This window comes from Embleya sp. NPDC059237 (genome assembly GCF_042754105.1).
GTDB lineage: Bacteria > Actinomycetota > Actinomycetes > Streptomycetales > Streptomycetaceae > Embleya.
The window spans coordinates 1-16,086 of sequence record NZ_JBHZAE010000046.1 but is presented as its reverse complement, the minus strand read 5'-3'; the positions used below and the strand labels follow the sequence as shown (position 1 = coordinate 16,086).

14 protein-coding genes and 3 pseudogenes are annotated in these 16,086 nt (G+C 70.1%); 7 read left to right on the top strand and 10 right to left on the bottom strand.

Annotated elements, in window-relative coordinates; genetic code table 11:
* The first annotated feature begins 211 nt into the window (after window positions 1-211).
* Window positions 212-754 (top strand): YrhB domain-containing protein, encoded by a 543-nt coding sequence (locus ACFXKZ_RS52090; RefSeq protein ID WP_380015547.1) that lies wholly within the window; start codon window positions 212-214, stop codon window positions 752-754.
* Between the two features lie 2 nt (window positions 755-756).
* Here ACFXKZ_RS52090 and ACFXKZ_RS52085 read toward each other — a convergent pair whose 3' ends face one another.
* Entirely contained in the window at window positions 757-1,566 is an 810-nt protein-coding gene (locus tag ACFXKZ_RS52085; protein WP_380015544.1) for a DUF6192 family protein, read from the bottom strand.
* Window positions 1,567-1,656: 90 nt separating this feature from the next.
* Here ACFXKZ_RS52085 and ACFXKZ_RS52080 point away from each other — a divergent pair, with 90 nt between their 5' ends.
* From ACFXKZ_RS52080 to ACFXKZ_RS52060, 5 genes and pseudogenes are all read left to right on the top strand, one after another.
* Entirely contained in the window at window positions 1,657-1,983 is a 327-nt protein-coding gene (locus ACFXKZ_RS52080; RefSeq protein WP_380015541.1) for a hypothetical protein, read from the top strand.
* 100 nt (window positions 1,984-2,083) lie between these two features.
* Window positions 2,084-4,210 carry an IS21 family transposase gene (gene istA, locus ACFXKZ_RS52075; protein ID WP_380015538.1) on the top strand — a complete coding sequence of 709 codons (2,127 nt, stop codon included), beginning with the start codon at window positions 2,084-2,086 and terminating at the stop codon, window positions 4,208-4,210.
* Window positions 4,211-4,403: 193 nt separating this feature from the next.
* Window positions 4,404-5,777 (top strand): NAD(P)/FAD-dependent oxidoreductase, encoded by a 1,374-nt coding sequence (locus ACFXKZ_RS52070; RefSeq protein ID WP_380015535.1) that lies wholly within the window; start codon window positions 4,404-4,406, stop codon window positions 5,775-5,777.
* Complete coding sequence (locus tag ACFXKZ_RS52065) at window positions 5,774-6,241, top strand: 2-keto-4-pentenoate hydratase (protein WP_380015532.1); 468 nt, start codon at window positions 5,774-5,776, stop codon at window positions 6,239-6,241. The genes ACFXKZ_RS52070 and ACFXKZ_RS52065 overlap by 4 nt, the downstream gene beginning before the upstream one ends.
* A pseudogene (locus ACFXKZ_RS52060) lies at window positions 6,222-6,611 on the top strand (4-hydroxy-2-oxovalerate aldolase); the annotation flags it as partial. The gene ACFXKZ_RS52065 and the pseudogene ACFXKZ_RS52060, both read left to right, overlap by 20 nt.
* 460 nt (window positions 6,612-7,071) lie before the next feature.
* Here ACFXKZ_RS52060 and hcaB read toward each other — a convergent pair.
* From hcaB to ACFXKZ_RS52030, 6 genes and pseudogenes are all read right to left on the bottom strand, one after another.
* The gene (gene hcaB, locus ACFXKZ_RS52055) at window positions 7,072-7,863 is read right to left on the bottom strand and encodes a 3-(cis-5,6-dihydroxycyclohexa-1,3-dien-1-yl)propanoate dehydrogenase (protein WP_380015529.1); all 792 of its coding nucleotides are present in this window, start codon (window positions 7,861-7,863) and stop codon (window positions 7,072-7,074) included.
* Between the two features lie 115 nt (window positions 7,864-7,978).
* Window positions 7,979-8,299: pseudogene (locus ACFXKZ_RS52050) on the bottom strand (bifunctional 3-phenylpropionate/cinnamic acid dioxygenase ferredoxin subunit); the annotation flags it as partial.
* A 13-nt stretch (window positions 8,300-8,312) separates the two neighbouring features.
* Window positions 8,313-8,822: pseudogene (locus ACFXKZ_RS52045) on the bottom strand (aromatic-ring-hydroxylating dioxygenase subunit beta); the annotation flags it as partial.
* 30 nt (window positions 8,823-8,852) lie between these two features.
* On the bottom strand, window positions 8,853-10,187 hold the full coding sequence (locus tag ACFXKZ_RS52040; RefSeq protein ID WP_380015526.1) for an aromatic ring-hydroxylating dioxygenase subunit alpha: 1,335 nt from the start codon (window positions 10,185-10,187) through the stop codon (window positions 8,853-8,855).
* A gap of 18 nt (window positions 10,188-10,205) precedes the next feature.
* Window positions 10,206-11,111: a VOC family protein gene (locus ACFXKZ_RS52035; protein WP_380015523.1), complete on the bottom strand. Its 906-nt coding sequence runs from the start codon at window positions 11,109-11,111 to the stop codon at window positions 10,206-10,208.
* Window positions 11,112-11,222: 111 nt separating this feature from the next.
* Window positions 11,223-12,071 (bottom strand): alpha/beta fold hydrolase, encoded by an 849-nt coding sequence (locus ACFXKZ_RS52030; protein WP_380015520.1) that lies wholly within the window; start codon window positions 12,069-12,071, stop codon window positions 11,223-11,225.
* 313 nt (window positions 12,072-12,384) lie between these two features.
* Here ACFXKZ_RS52030 and ACFXKZ_RS52025 point away from each other — a divergent pair, with 313 nt between their 5' ends.
* On the top strand, window positions 12,385-13,821 hold the full coding sequence (locus ACFXKZ_RS52025; RefSeq protein WP_380015517.1) for an MFS transporter: 1,437 nt from the start codon (window positions 12,385-12,387) through the stop codon (window positions 13,819-13,821).
* On the opposite strand, the gene ACFXKZ_RS52020 is transcribed toward ACFXKZ_RS52025, so the two are convergent.
* From ACFXKZ_RS52020 to ACFXKZ_RS52010, 3 genes are all read right to left on the bottom strand, one after another.
* On the bottom strand, window positions 13,798-14,463 hold the full coding sequence (locus ACFXKZ_RS52020) for a TetR/AcrR family transcriptional regulator (protein WP_380015514.1): 666 nt from the start codon (window positions 14,461-14,463) through the stop codon (window positions 13,798-13,800). The genes ACFXKZ_RS52025 and ACFXKZ_RS52020 overlap by 24 nt on opposite strands.
* Window positions 14,464-14,473: 10 nt before the next feature.
* The gene (locus ACFXKZ_RS52015; RefSeq protein ID WP_380015550.1) at window positions 14,474-15,280 is read right to left on the bottom strand and encodes an IclR family transcriptional regulator; all 807 of its coding nucleotides are present in this window, start codon (window positions 15,278-15,280) and stop codon (window positions 14,474-14,476) included.
* 434 nt (window positions 15,281-15,714) lie between these two features.
* A partial coding sequence (locus tag ACFXKZ_RS52010) for an AAA family ATPase (RefSeq protein WP_380015511.1) occupies window positions 15,715-16,086 on the bottom strand: 372 nt, incomplete at its 5' end.

The window sequence follows — 16,086 nt, the reverse complement described above, 5'->3', positions numbered from 1 at the left end:
CCGACATCCTTCAGAATGACTTCGTTGCAACAGACACCCTCGGGCACGCAGACGCGCCCGAGCCTGCCGGCTCCGCGTCAACATCACCGACGCACCGGCCAAACCAGTCCCACTGACCTCGGTATGCCTGTGGTCATGAGCCCGCTGTTCGGCCTGAGACGAGGATGAAATCCGCTGGTCGTTCCCTCGCCGGTGGCGAGATAGTGCCTCAATGATCGACCGCGAATTCGCTATCCGGCTGGTGGAGGCGCAGCTCAAGCGCGACGCACCGACGGGATCACTGGTGGTGGCCCATGTCGAGGAGCACGAGCTGGCCTGGATCGTCTCCTACCAGTCCGCAGAGTACGTGCGGACCGGCGATCCGTCGCAGATGCTGGTGGGCAACGGACCGTTTCTCGTCGATCGCATTGACGGAGGGCTGCACTCGGTTGGGGTGGTGTCGGCGGTCACCGGCGCATGGGAATCGGACTACCGGACCCGCATTCGCAAGATGCCGACACGAACGGCAGTGGACGACCTGCACGACGAGATACGCCAGATGGCGACAACTCGCGGCCGAATCTTCGCCATGCACGCGCTACGGCAGAGGGTCCCCTCACTGGCCCACGCAGAGGTCATCGAATACGTCACCGCGCTGCAAAGCGGCCCAGCACCAGCCCGTCTCGTCGCAACCGCCACCAAGACCCTCGTCCCCGAACTGAACCCCGTTCTCCGAGTCCGCACCATCCGACAAGGGCAACGCACCATCAGCTGAACTCAACCGGCCAGACGGTAGTCCGGATAATCGTCGGCCATCGCCTTGAACGCGACGTCCGGCCGGCGCAGCAGACCGGCCGCGGCCTGGCTCGCGACCTGCTCGTCCCGGGTCAGCTCCTCCACGACCCGGACCTTCTCCGCGGGCTTGACCCGCGCGACCACGTCAGGCCGTTTGAGGAGTCCCGCCGTCACCTCCGCGGCGACCCGCCGGTCCCGGGTGAACTGCTCGACGACCCGGACCTTTTCCCTCGCCGCGACCTGGTCGACCACATCGGGCCGCTTGAGCAGGTCCGCGGTCACCACCGCGGCGACCTCCTCGTCGCGGGCGAGCGCGTGGATCGCGGTGACCTTCTCCTGAGGCGACACCGGCACTTCCGGCTGCTGCCCGACATACCGCTTGGCCTCGTCCGTGGTCCACCGCCCCACGACCGCGAGAGGGTTCGCGATCACATGGAACCGCGCGTCCTCGTCCTCGATGCAGGCCAGGATCTGGTGGACCCTGAACGACACCCCCGGCTGCCTCCGCTCCGACGGCCACCGGGCAGCGACCCACCGGAACGTCTCCACCGTCTTGCGGGTGAGCCCGATGTCCTGCGCAAGCCGGCGCAGCGACCCCGCGACGGTCCCCAGCTCCTGCCCGGGCAGCGCGACGTGGCCGCCCCGGGGGCGCATCGGCTCGACTTCCAGCGCACGGTCCCCGACCCGGAACGACCCGCGGCTCATCTGCTCGACCACGTCCCGCAGCTCGGCCACGATCTCCTCGTAGCGGCGTGCGCTGACGGCGCCGACCTTCTCGTCCTCTTCCGGCATTTCTGTGGAATCTGAGTTGTCAAGCGAGGCTCTCCGGGCCTGGTCATAATGAGTGGCTGTGTCCCTGAAAGTTCTGGAGAATCCGGTGTTGTGAGTATGGGCATCTCCGGCTTCGAGCCGACCTTCCTCGTCGGGCTCGAAGCCGTCCGTGAGAATCACCGACTGCGGTTGGCCGAGCTCGGCGGGCGGCGCCTGACCGGGTTCGCTCTGGTGCGCTTTGTTGAAGATGGGGAGTGGTTCGCTGACTGCCCGGTGGTACTGAACTTCGAGGGCGTGCGAGTCGAGATCTGCCACTGGAAGTTCGACGAGCTGTCGATCGGCTGGAACACCATCGACACCTCTGCGGCGATCACCGGCTGGGAATGGTCAGAGTGGCTTTATAGGCGAGTTGTGACAGCACCTGTTGCTCGATCCTGACAGCGCCGTGTGCCACGGGAGAGTGATGTCGCTGAGTTTTGACAGCACTTGAGTGCTTGCCTCGGGACCATGGTTGTGCTCTGCACGACGAGGGTTCCGGATGCTGCCGAAGTCCAAGGTCGATCTGTACGCGGCGATCCGCCGCGATTCCCGCGCGGGCCTGTCCAGTCGGGCGCTGGAGCGCAAGTACAGCGTCGGATTTCGCACCGTGCAGAAGGCGTTGTCGTCGGTGTGGCCGGAGCCTCGGAAGAAGCTGCCGCCCAGGGTGACCCGGCTGGACCCGTTCAAGCCGTTGATCGACCGGATGCTGCGGGCGGACCTGGATGCGCCGCGCAAGCAGCGCCACACGGTGAAGCGGATCTTCGACCGGCTGGTGGACGAGCACGGCGCCGACGAGATCTCGTACCAGATGGTCCGCGCCTACGTCGCCGACCGCCGTGGGGAGATCCTGCTCCAGGCGGGCCGCGGGGTGGCGGACGCGTTCATTCCGCAGACCCACAAGCCCGGCGCGGAGGCGGAGGTCGACTTCGGGGACGTGACGGTGCGCCTGGCTGGCGAGTTGGTGACCTGTTACCTGTTCGCGTTCCGGCTGTCCTACTCGGGAAAGTCGGTGCACCGCATCTTCGCCTCGGCCGGGCAGGAGGCGTTCTTCGAAGGTCACGTCCACGCTCTCAACGTGTTGGGCGGAGTGCCGACCGGGAAGGTCCGCTACGACAACCTCAGGGCCGCGGTCGCCCAGGTCCTGGGTTTCTCCCGGCAGCGGGTGGAGGCCGAACGGTGGACCGCCTTTCGTTCGCACCACGGCCTGGAAGCTCTCTACTGCCGGCCTGGCATCGGTGGCGCCCACGAGAAGGGCGGCGTCGAGGGGCAGATCGGCTGGTTTCGCCGCAACCATCTCGTTCCCGTCCCCGAAGTCGCCACACTGGCTGAGCTGAACGCGATGATCGAGCGGTGGGACGAACAGGACGACTCCCGCCGGATTCGCTCCCGGCCCCGCACCATCGGCGAGTACTTCGCCGCCGAGCGACCGCTGCTGGCGCCGCTGCCCGACGAACCGTTCGAGACAGGCCGGCTGTTCACGCCGCGGGTCGACCGTTACAGCCAGATCAGCGTCCGCACGAACCGCTACTCGGTGCCGGTGCGGCTGATCGGCCGCACCGTCCGCGTGATGCTGCACGCCTCCGAGGTGGTCGTCCACGACGGGCGGGAGGAGGTCGCACGTCACGAGCGGCTGATCGCCAAGGGCGGCACCCGCCTCGACCTGGACCACTACCTGGAGGCCCTGGTGCGCAAACCCGGTGCCCTGCCCGGGGCGACCGCGCTCGAACAGGCGCGCTCCGCAGGCAGGTTCACCCCGATCCACGACGCCTGGTGGGCGGCTGCCCGCAAAGCCCACGGCGAGCGCGACGGCACCCGGGCCCTGATCGAGCCGTACGACCAACTGGTCCACTGGGTCCATCCACCCGGCCCCGAGGCGCGAACTCGCCTTGTCCCAAAGGAACGTCCGACGGATTGCGCCCGCCGCACTTCTCTGGACTCACCGCCGCGCGCCGTCGTCGATCCATATGAACCAACCGGACAGGGCCGCCCGGCTCCGGCCGGGCGGGATCGACACCATCGACGCCGAGGCAAACCACTCATGCGGTGCTGTCCGGCCGGGTCACCGCGACGGCGAAGCACGCGCACGGTCCCTCCGAGGACTTGCGACTGTTCACCGCTCTTACCGGTCCCGGCACCTCGGCCGCGGCGGTCCTCCCCCTGCGGCCGCTCACCCGACGGATCGCAGAACTCGATGACGAGATCACCGCTCCCGAACAACAGTTCACCCATGTCATCGGCTTGCACACACCCGAGCTGCTCGGATACCACAGCGTGGGCCGGACACCCCCGGGCCCCGGAACCCGAGCCGAACGTGCGGCCGCGTCGATTTCAGCTCACCCGGGACCGGGCCGGCCTACAAGTACTTCAACGTCGCGTCGCAGAGACGACGCACGGTCCGGCCACTCCCCCGGTACGGCGAGTTCGCATCGCCGCGACACCGACCGACGACCGGGCACACGGCACCTGCTCGCCGGCACCAAGTGCGGATCCGAGGAATTCCGCGACGACCTGCAGGCTTGCGTCGCCGGGCGGCCGGGCGCTGTCCCGGGACTCGTCGTCGATGACGCCGACTGCGTCGAGAGGAGCATGCTGCCCGGCAACCGAGGGGCAATCCGGTCGCCGGTAGTGAGGGAACCGTCGACCCGACACTGTCTCGCGGAGGAGGAGCCCAACCCCCCGGTACCCGTGCCGCCGGTGGGCGGCCGCAGCGCCGTCCGAGTACGTGTCCCGTTCGCCGGAACGATCGGCCCGGCACGCGCCGGTCCGTTCATAGCCTTGCGGCCGTCCGTCCCGCGGGGGATGGAGAGAGCGAGGCACACATGGGCGACGAGACGCACCACCATGTCATCGTCGGAGGGAGCGCGGCCGGCATCTCCGCCGCCCTTGCACTGCGCCGGCACGGCTTCGCCGGACGCGTCACCGTCGTCGAGGCAGGCGACGAACTCCCCTACGAACGACCGCCGTTGTCCAAGGCATTGGCCGGCGACGAACACGCGTTCCTACATGCGATCCTGCCCCGGCAGGCGTACTCCGAGCACCGCATCACCCTGCTGACGGCCACCCGCGTCCTGGCCCTGGACCCGGACCGCCGGGCCGTCGAACTGGACGACGGGCAAACGCTGTACGCCGACCGGGTCCTGCTCGCCACCGGCATGCTCGCGCGCACGCTGCCGGTGCCCGGCGCCGACCTGCGCGGCGTGCTGACCCTGCGGGACGTGCACGACGCCAGGGAGCTCGCCGCCCGGCTGCGCGCGGGCGGGCCGGTCGTCGTGGTGGGTGGCGGCTTCATCGGCCTGGAGGTCGCGGCGGTGGCGCGCGAGGCCGGCCTGGACGTCACCGTGGTAGAGATCGGCGCCCGTCCGCTGGAGGGCCCCCTCGGCCCGGTGCTGGCCGCGCGGATGACCGGGCTGCACGAGCGGGCCGGGGTACGGCTGCGGACCGGGGAGTCGGTGACCGCGTTCATCGGCGAGACCGATGTCACCGGGGTCCGCCTCGGCGACGGGCAGGTGCTGCCCGCCGCGACCGTGCTGGTCGGCGTCGGGGTACGACCCGACACCGCGCTCGCCGAGGCGACCGGGGTCTTGTGCAACGAGGGCATCGTCGTCGATCGGCACTGCCGCACCAATGTGCCGTGGATTCTCGCCGCGGGCGACGCCACGAACCAGGCGCATCCGCACCTGCCCGCCCGGGGCCGGATCGAACACTGGGACAACGCCATGCAGCAGGGCGCGGTCGCCGGCGCCGTGCTCGCGGGCGTCCTGGAGAGCCACACCGCGCTGCCCTACTTCTACTCCGAGCAGTACGGCCGGACCCTGCAGATGTACGGACGCCCGGCCCCCGGCGACGAGTTCGTCCTGCGCGCCGAGGCCGCGGACGCGGTGGACCCGGTGGACCCGGCCGAGGCGGGCGAGCTGGCGGACGGCCGCTTCCTCGGATTCTGGACCCGCGGCGGCGTCCCGGTCGCCGCCGCCGGCCTGGATCGTCCGCGCGAGCTGCGCGCCGCACGCGTGCTCATCGAGCGTCGCGTGCCGGTGCACGCCGCCGCGCTGGCGTCCCCCACGACCGACCTGCGAGCCCTGGCCAAACCCTCCGCTGCACCCGGCCCGTTGGCGGCCCGGCTCCGATCCCGTCCCGAGGCCCGATCGCCGCACGCAGGCAACCCGGGCATCGCAATCAGCACGGAGGCGCCGTGACCGAGCAGCCCGGCGACCTGCGGATCGCCCGCGTCGCGGACCGCCTGTACGAGGCCGACCGCGCCGGGGCAGCCATTCCGCCGATCCGCACCGAACTCCCGGACGGCGACCCGGCTGCCACCGGCTACGCCATACAACGTCACAACGTCGCACGCCGGATCACCGAAGGCCGCCGCCCGGTCGGCTACAAGATCGGCCTGACGTCCGCCGCCGTACAGCGACAACTCGGCGTCGACCGACCCGACTTCGGCACCCTCTTCGCCGACATGGCATACACCGACGGCGCCGAGCTGCCGTTCGCCGGGCTGATCCCGCCGCGCGCCGAGGCCGAGGTCGCCCTGGTCCCCGACCGCGATCCGGACCTGGGCCGGCACACGATCGCCGACAACGGCTCCTCCGCAGCGTTCGTTCCGGCACCGTCCCGGTCTCGCCCACCGCGGTGGATCCGGGCGGTTGCGCGATGACGCCGACCTGCGGCGGCGAGGCGGTCTCATGACCGGGACCGACTGTCTGGGCCACCCGCTCAACGCCGCCGTCTGGCCGGCGGACACCCTCGGCGCGCTGGGCCGGATGACCGTCCTGGGTGCCGACGATCTGGTGCGCCCGTTGCGGGAACGACCGGTGCGGGTGGACCGGGAGACCCTCACCCTGGGCTACTCGGGCGTGTACTCCTCGTTCCTGCACCATGCCGAACGTGCCGCCGCTCACCACGGCTTGGACACCCGGGGCGTGTTGGTCGAAGTGGGCCGGCGCGGCCCGGTCGGCGGCCAGGCGGATCTGATCGTCGATGTCGCCCTCGACCTGGTCGACGCCCGCTCGGCCATGACGGCATAGCCGGCACGCCGCTGCACGACACCGCCCCGGGAACCGGCTGCGACCCGCACCCTCCGTGCACACGAATGCCGCCCGACCGCGACAGGACATCGCGATCGGGCGGCATTCGTGTGCACGGCCCGCGACGAACCGGCCCTGCCACAGCGCTCCGGGTCGCACCGTATCGGGCCACCCGGCGGCTCGGCGGACCGGACCGAGGCCACGCCGAGCCGCTGCGGACGCGGAGACCGGCGAACCGACGGGCGGGCGGCAATCGGCGATGCGTGGATCGGGCAGCGCGATTCCGGGCGTGGGTGCGACCCGTCCTGCCCGGGCGCCCGAACACGCACCTCACCACCTGCACAAGGCCGACCCGGGCCGACCGACCGCGCGCCACGTCGACCAGCGTGCCGGTTCGGCACGCTGGTCGACGTGTTCGGTTTCCTTCGTCCGCGGCGGTTCGCCCGGCCTACGCTCCGGGCTACCCGTGTCGGCGCGGGATGCCGGTGGCGCTGATGTCGATCACAGTGCCCGTTGTCGTCGCCGACTCGCGCGCGGCGAGCAGCACGTACGGTCCGACGCCGTCCTCGGCCCGGACCGCGACGCCCAGCGCCGACTGCTCGATCACGATGCGGTCGATGGGCACTTCCCGGGCGATCGTGGTGTCCGCCAGTCCCATCGCCTTCGGACCGCTCAGGCCCGTCGCCATCGGGCCCGGGGCAACCGCATTCACCCGGATGTCCGGAGCCAGTTCGTAGGCGAGTTGCCGCACCAGGCCCAAGCCCGCGTGCTTGGCCGCGGTGTACACCGGCCCACCCCCTGGTCCGGGGTAGAAGGAGGCGTTGGACAGGGTAAACACGATGCTGCCGCGTGACCTGCGCAGCAGCGGTACGGCGGCCTTCGCGCCCAGCAGGTAGCCCTTGACATTGACCGCGAACAACTCGTCGAAGCCGGCGGCCAGGACGTCGGCGGGCGTGTCGGTCAACGACCGAGCGAAGTCCCACAGTCCGGCGTTGCCGACGAAGGTGTCCAGGCCGCCGAACGCCTCCTCCGCGCACGCGCACGCACGCTCATGGTCCTCGTAGCGGGTCACGTCGCCGACCACGGCACGGATCGAATCGCCCAACGCGGTGGTGAGTTCGTCCAGCCGCTCGGCGGACCGGTCCAGCACGACCACCCGTGCGCCTTCGGCGACGAAGCGCTCGACCACGGCGCGACCGACGCCGGATCCACCGCCGGTGACCAGGATCGACGAACCCTCAAGCCACCCCATGGCCGGTCCCTTCCGCATCCCGGCCGCCCGCGTCCGCACCGACCGGGCGCGAACCGCCGGCCTCGGAGCCGATGGTGCCCGGGCATCGCCGCTCGCTCGAGGTGTCGTCGCCCCGGGCGATGCGCACGTACACATCCGCCCGGTCGACCCGCACCTCGTGCGTGGCCAGCGGCCGGTACGCGGGTGCGGCGAGCGCCGCGCCGGTGCGCAGGCAGAACTTGGCCAGGTGCAGCGGACATTCCACCGTGCCATCCTCCACCCAACCGTCCGCGAGGGAGAAGTCCTCGTGGGTGCAGGTGTCGTCGACGCAGAACAGCTCGCCCCCGGACCGGAACACCGACACCGGTGGGGTGGTGTCCAGCCGCACGGCCTGGTCCTCGGGGAACTCGTCGACCCGACCGGCTCGGATCCACGGCTCCCGGTTGTATTCGCTCATAGGAAGAGTCCGCTCAGAGGAAGATGCTGATGCTCGGGGCCAGAAGCGTGGTGGTGTCCAGCACGATCCGGCGGCGGGCGATGTGGAATCCCGGCTCCTGCGGGATGCGGCGCAGCAGGTCGGTACGTTCGCCAAAGAAGGTGTCGTGGTGGCGTTCCGCCCGACTGCGCAGGACGTGGAAGTTGACCCGGACCTCGAACTCGCCGGATTCCAGCCGGGTGGGTCGGATGTTGGTGATCAACCGGCGGGTCCTGGAGGGGGGTTCCTCCGACCACGAGCGGCCGGAGGCCAATCGGCGTACGCGACCGGTCAGGAATGCCTTGTCGTCGTCGAAGAAGGCCGCCCCTTCCGGGCCAGCGATTTCCAGGTCGCGTTCGCGGACGGTTCGGGTGGTCCGGGTCGGCAGCCAGTAGTGGATGTCGTCGTCGAAGAGTTCCAGCCAGTCCTCGAACTTTTGGTCGTCCAGGAGTTCGGCCTCCAGGTAGAGGAAGCGCTCGATGTCGTAGCGGGTCGCGAGGTCGACGTCGGTGCGTCGTTGTGGTGGTGGTGTCGCTCATGCGAGGTGTGCCTCCTGTTCCCGCTGCTGCCGGGCCTTGTCCCGCTCGGTGATCTCCGGCCAGCTCAGCCCCGACATCAGGTCGGCCCAGCGCCGGTACATGCCGCGGGCGGCCATCTCGGTGTACATGTCGTCGGTGACCCGGCCCGGCATCCCGTCGGTGCCGTGCCGCTCGTGGCCCAGACCCATCCGCGCGTTGAAGGTGGTCTTGCGCGCCTGGTGGCCGCGCAGCACCTGCTGGATCTCCGTCCAGTTCTCGCCGTCGTCGGTCTCGAAGACGCCGGCGGCGCTGAAGGTGCGGATGGTGCTGGTGCGAACCGCCTGCTTGGCCCGCTCGTCGGCGTCCTTGGGCAGGTAGGTCCAAGACCACACCTCGATCTGGCCGGGGCCGCGCGGATGCCAGACCCGCATGGTGTTGTTGATGGTCAGCCAGGAGAAGTTGGGGAAGACGGTGTTGTGTCCGTTGACGGCCAGCGCGCGCTGTTCGCCGATCCGGCGGTAGATCTGTTCGCGGTTGGCCACGACCCACGCGTCGAAGTCGGACCCTGCCTGTGTGGGCACCATGTCGGGGCGCAGGCCGAAGCCCGAGCCGTGGCCGTTGCCGGCGTACTGCCGGCCGGGTGCGGCGGTGCTCTGCTGCTGAAACTCGGACAGTATTGCCGGGTCTTCAATCAGGGCCACCATCGCGGAGGCGTGCGAGGAGGGCACGTGGTACATGTCGCTCGCGAACTGCTCGGCGGCGAACTTCCAGTTGCAGTCGATGACCCATTTGGTGGCGCCGGGTACCAGGGTCAGGCCCGCGTCGTAGCGGTCGGCGAGGGCGTCGAAGTACCAGAGCATGTCGCCGAGGTAGTCCTCGAAGGACGGCGCGCTCTCGTCCCACGTACCGAAGATGAAGCCCTTGTGGTTGTGCAGGCGCGGCACCTGCGTCGGGCCCCATTCGGCCTTGTCGATCTCGTCGTGGTACGCCCGGTCCTGCATCGGCACGTTGACCAGTTCGCCAGCCAGGTTGTAGCCCCAGCCGTGATAGGTACAGGTGAACGCGCGGGCGACGCCCTCGTCGGCGCGGCAGATGCGCATGCCCCGGTGCCGGCACTGGTTCAGGAACGCCCTGACCGACCCGTCCCGTTGGCGAACCACCAGGACCGGGTCCTCGGCCATATAGGTCTGCACGAAGCTGCCCGGCTTGGGAATTTGGGTGTCGTGCGCCAGGAAGAGCCAGCTGCGGGCGAAGACCCGTTCCAGCTCGGCCTGGTAGACCTCGGGGTCGGTGTAGATGCTGGGGTTGATCAACCCTTGTTCGGGCTGGACCAGCTCGTTGACGTCGAACATGACGGGCTCTTTCTCGGTTCAGTCGGTCGCGGGGCCGGGCACGGCGGTGAAGCGGTGCCCCCAATTGCTGGGCGACTCGTAGTGGCTGACGGTCCAGTCCCGGTCGTCGATGACCCGGCCGTTGTAGCCGTATTCGATGTCGAAACCGGAGGGGGTGCGCACGTAGAAGGAGGTCATCCGGTCGTTGCTGTGTTCGCCGATGGACAGCGGGATGGGCATCTCCTGTTCCTGGACGGCGTCCAGGGCCCGGCCGACGGCTTCCAGGGTGGTGACTTCGAGCATCAGGTGGCCCAGGCCCGAGGCCGGTGCGCCCGGCAGCGCGGCGAAGGCGACCGAGTGGTGGCGGGGGTTGCAGTGCAGGAAGTGTGCGGGCTGCGGGCCGAACGCGATCGTGTCGGAGAGTTTGAAGCCGAGGTGCTCGGTGTAGAAGGCGGCGGCTCGGGCGACGTCTTCGGCCAGCAGGAAGGTGTGCCCGATGCCGATCTCGCCGGCTGCGGTCTCGCCGGCGACGAAGGTGACGCCGCGGGGTGAGGTGAAGCCGGTCTTGTCGACGCTCGGGCCCCAGTACGCCTCGAGGGTGTTGCCGGTCGCGTCGCGGAACACGATCAGGCCGCGGACTCGGCGACGTTCGGCCAGGTCGGGGTCCTCGTGGACCTCGATGCCGCGCGAGCGCAGCGTGTCGGCGAGGGCTTCCAACCGCTCTGCCGACCTGACCTCGAGGCCCAGGGCGACCAGGGACTGCGGGCCGGCGGGTTCGCCGGCTTCGATCGCCAGCCGCCAGGAGCGGCTGTCGGTCTTGAACAGGAGGGTGTCCGGGTCGGCCGAGGGGGCGGGCTGCAATCCGAGGATCTCGGGGCCGAACCGCTGCCACGCCTCCAGGGGGCCTCGTACGACGACGTAGCCCAGGGCGCTCACGATGTTCATGGTCTGGTCCTGCTCCCTTGTTCGGTGGACGGCGATGCGGGGACGGGTGCGACGGGGACGAGTGCGCGGTGGGACGACTCTCGGGTGGTACAGGAGGTGCGTGCGGTGGGCCTACAGCGCGCCGGCGAGGAAGGCGCGGGTCACGGCCTGGAATCGGTCGGCCTGTTCGATCTGCGCCCAGTGGCCGCAGTGCGGAACCAGGTACAGCCGGGCGTTGGGGATCCGGCGGGCGAACCACTCGCTACCCTCGGGCGGGACGATCACGTCCTCGCGTCCGTGCACGAGCAGCACGTCGTTGGTGATCCGCTCGAGCGCGATCTCGGGCAGCCCGGGGCCGGCGCCGGGTGCCATGGTGAAGGTCTGCCGGTGCGAGCGCTCGACTTCGGGGCGGATGGCCATCGCCAGGCGTTCCTCGGCGATGGCGCCGAGCCGGTCGCCGAACAGCGTGGGGTCGTACAGCATGAACGAGATCAACTCGGCCATCGATCGCGCGGTGGGGTCCTCGTAGAAGGTGATCAGCCGCATCATCGCGGCCGGCGGCGTAGTCATGTTCCCCGCGCCGGCGGCGCCCATGAGGACGGCTTTGCCGAACCGCTCGGGAGCGCGGACCAGCAGGTGCAGCGCGAGTGCGCCGCCCAGCGAGTTGCCGACGAGGTGGACTCGCTCCAGGCCCAGTTCGTCGAGCAGGCCGAGGCAGGCCGCGACATTCTGCCGCAGCCGGGAGCCGGGCGGGGTGTGCTCGGGGTGGCTGGAGTCACCCCACCCGATCTGGTCCACGACCAGGCAGTCGTAGGTGTCGGACAGGGCCTCGATGGTGCCGGCGAAGTTGGACAGGCCGGTGGCGCCGGGCCCCGAACCGTGGAGGAAGAGAATCGTCTCGGCGTTGCCTTGGCCGGCGCGGTTGACCCGGAGAGTGTGTTCTCCCACCGTCACATCGGACGTGACGATCGTATTGCTCATGTGTTGGGCTCCCATGGGGTGAGTCGCCTGGATGTCGCGTGGATGCCCCCACACGGGACGACACCCGTACACGCGTGCGTGCCGCCGGGAGGTGGTCGACGGCCGCTCGGTCACGCCGTGGCGGGCGGGGTGTGGTGGTGATCGCATCCACGCCTGCGAGTCTCGGTCGCGCCGCGCACGCTTGGGGAGGATCGTTCCGGTGGCCGGGACACCGCGGTGGCACGGCTGGGCGGCCGGTGGGGTCGGCGTTCGGTCGTCCCGGCCGGCGGAACGGATCGCCCGTTGGCGTGCCGGCCGATGGCACGGTGCGGCCATGCCAACCCTTCAGGATCCACCGTCGGCCCGTTCCGGCCCGTTGCTGTTCGCGTTGTGCTTCGCCGGGGTGGTGGCGGGCGCGGTACCGGCCGTCGTGGTTCCCGTACTGCCGGACATCGCCCGGGAGTTGAGTGTCTCGCCCGGTGCCGCGAACTGGGCGGTGACGGCGGGGCTGCTCACCTCGGCGGTCACCGTCCCGGTGTTCGGCCGGATCGCCGACCTGCGAGCCGGTCGAGGCGTACTGGTGTGTTGCCTGTCGGTACTCGCCGCGGGCGCCGTACTGTCCGCGCTCGCCCCCTCGTTCCCGCTGTTCCTGCTCGGGCGCGCTCTTCAGGGCACTGCGGGGGCGGTGTTCCCGCTGGCGGTCACAGTGCTGTATCGCGAGGTGGGCGGCGACCGGCTCGCCTCCGCGGTGGCGCTGGTGTCGGGGACCCTGGCGGTGGGCGGGGGGCTGGGACCGGTGGCCGCCGGCCTGCTGAATCGCGTGTACCCGGGGTACCGGGTGCTGTTCTGGGGTTGTGCCGCCGTGGCCGTGTGCTCGGTGCTCCTGGTCGTCCTGTTCGTGCCGCGGGGATCGGGTGTCGACACAGGCGGGCAGGTGGATGTCGCGGGTGCCGCCGTGCTGGGGACGGGACTGATCCTGGTGATGTTGCCGCTGTCGCAGGGCGGCAGTTGGGGATGGACGTCACCGGCCGTTCCCGCCATGGCGGTCGCGGCGGCACTCGTCCTGGGAATCTTCGTTCGGGTCGAGCGCGGTCGCCGCGACCCGCTGTTGGCGATGGATCTGTTGCGGCGCCGGCCGATCGTGGTGGCGAACGTATTGTCGGCGCTGGTCGGGGCGGTGATGTACCTGGCGGTGCTGGCGCTGACCCAACTGGTGCGTGGACGGCCCGAAGCCGCGGGCTACGGCTTCGGCGCGTCGGCGCTGACCGCCTCGGTGGTGTACCTGTTGCCGATGACGATCGCGTCGATGATCGCCGCGCCGATCGGCGGCCGGTCGGTCGTGCGCTTCGGCGCCCGCTTCACTCTCGTGGCGGCCGGACTCGCGGGAGTGGGCGGGTTCGGTGTGCTGTCCGTGGCGCACGATCGGCCGTACCAGGTGGTGGTAGCGAGTTTCGCGATTGGGGTGATGGTGAGTCTGGGGTACGCCGCGATCCCGTCGCTGTTGGCCGAGTTCGTGCCCGCGTCCCGGATCGGCATGGCCAACAGCGCGAACGCGTTGACCCGTTGGATCGGCGGCGCCGCCGCGAGCAGTTTCGTCGCGGCGGTCCTGGCCGCGTTCACCCCTAACGGTGGGCCGCCGCGCGAGGGGGCGATCGTCGTGCTGTCCGGGTCGGGCGTGGTCGTGGCGCTGACCGTGGTGTTCCTGGCCCGCTTCGGCCTTCCCGCGCCGCAGGCCGTCGAGGCGGGGCTAGCGTCGGTGCGGGCTCGCTGATCCTGCCGCGGCGCCTTGGCGCATGTCGTTCTCCCGGGCAGTGCCCTCCCGGCCCGCGTCGTCCCTGATGGTGGCCAGGACCAATTGGCGCAGGCGGCGGATGCCGGAGGGGATTCCGACCGCCTCGGCGTCGGTGAAGACCACCAGGCCAGCGGTGAACGACATGGTCAACTCCGCCAGTTCCAGGGCGAGTCCCGTCGGGTCGGAGACGCCGCAGTTGCGTGCGACCGGTTCGATCACCGCGATCAGCTCGGTCCGTACCCGACGGCGTGCTTCCTGTACCAGCGGCACGATGGTCCCGTCCTTGTCCTCCTGGAGTTGCAGCAGGAACATCAGCCGCATGAACAGCACCCGGTCGCCGATCACGTGCGCGGCCGCGTCGTAGAAGGCCCCGAGTCGGTCGAGCGGGTCACCGGGCAGGTCGTCCACGGCCGGCAGCGATTCGAAGAAGAGCCCGGAGGATCGTTCGAACACCGCCGCCAGGAGACCGTACTTGTTGGTGAAGTGGTGGTAGATCGAGCCCACCGGGAAGCCGGAAGCCCGGCAGACCTGACCGACGGTCACGTCCGCGTAGCCTCGGGTGCTGAACAGCCGCTCCGCCGCGTCCAGGATCCGGTCCCGGTTCGCGCTGGTCTTGTCCATGGCCGCCACCCTACCCACCGGTCGCGATCAGCCGACCGACCGATCCGGCCGGGAGCGACCGGGAGATCGCCGCGGCCGTGCGGCGCAGCGGGTCGATCAGCACGGCGCCGCTGCCGGCCGCGGCCGCGAAGCCGACCGACACCGCGGCGACGGGCCGGCCGTCGACCAGCACCGGGACCGCGACGCAGGCCATCCCGTCGACGGCCTCCTCACGATCGACGGCGTAGCCGACGGTCCGGATCGTGGTCAGGTGTCGGCGGATGAGCGCCGGTGAGGTCAGCGAATGGGTGGTGCGCCGTTCCAGTGGTGCGGCCAGTACCTCGGCGACCGTGTGATCCGTCGAGTGGGCGAGCATGGCCTTGCCGATCGCGGTGCAGTGGGCCGGGAGTCGACCGCCGACCAGGGCCGGGGAGCGGTCATATCGGCGGCTGCGGAGCTTCTCAAGGTAGACGGCGTCGCCGTCGCGCAGGATCGCGAGATGCAACGTCTGGCCGGTCACCCGATGCAGCTCCTCCAGGTGCACCAGGGCGGCATCGCGCAGCGCGACCTCCGGAGGGAGCGTGCCGAACGAGAACATCCGCAGTCCCATCCGGTACCCGTCGCTGTGCTGTTCGACCGCGCCCACCTCGAGCAGCATCGCGAGCACTCGATGCGCGGTGGACTTGGGCAGCCCGCTGCGGCGCACGATCTGGGCGAGTGTCAGCACACGCCGACTGTGACTGAACACCCCCAGCACGCGAAACGCCTTCCACAGAACCGACGGAGCCGCATCCGCCCCGGCCCCGAGTCCGGCCTTCGCCGTCGATCGATCCGTCATATCCATGTCCATGTCCTGACTCCATCTCGACACAGCCCTAGAACGGGGACTCTAGAATTTGTATTCTAGGCATTCGTCCGCGGGCGAGGTCAACCGGGATCGCTCGACCGGGCCGAGTACACGAAACGAGTGTGATGGGGCTGCGCGAGAACTCCGGGCGGACGCACCCGGCACGGGGCACGGCAGCGAGGCCGCACACGAACTCCCGGTTCGGGCTCGACTCGAACCCGGACGTGCCCGGCGGCGGCATCCGCGTGCCAGCCGCCCTCCCCACCACAACCCGGACCAATCCTGACGAACTCCGTGTCGCCGGCGTCGCGAGTCGGTACGGGGCTGCGGGGCGGGGTGGTTGCTTGTTCGCGGAGTGCGCTCGGGGGCGTGGGCCGCCAGGCTGTGGTGGCGTTCTGTGCTGTCGGGTGTTGTGGGGGTTTCGGTCAGAGTTGTGTTGTTGGTCGGTAGGCGTCGCGGTCTTGTTGGAGGTGCCAGAGGTCTCGCATGAGGCCGGGTTGGTTGATCAGTTGGTGGAAGGTGCCGGATTGGGCCACGCGTCCTTTGTCGAGGACGATGATGCGGTCGGCGATGGAGGTGTTGGCCAGGTTGTGGGTGACCAGGACGATGGCGCGGTCGTGGGCCAGGTCGCGCAGGCCGGTGAAGATCCGGTGCTCGGCCCGCGGGTCCAGGTCGGAGGTCGGCTCGTCCATGACCAACAGACCTGCGTCGCGATGGATCGCGCGCGCCACGGCGATGCGCTGCCACTGTCCCGGGGACAGGGCCACCCCGCCCCACCACTCCCGCGCCAGGAGGGT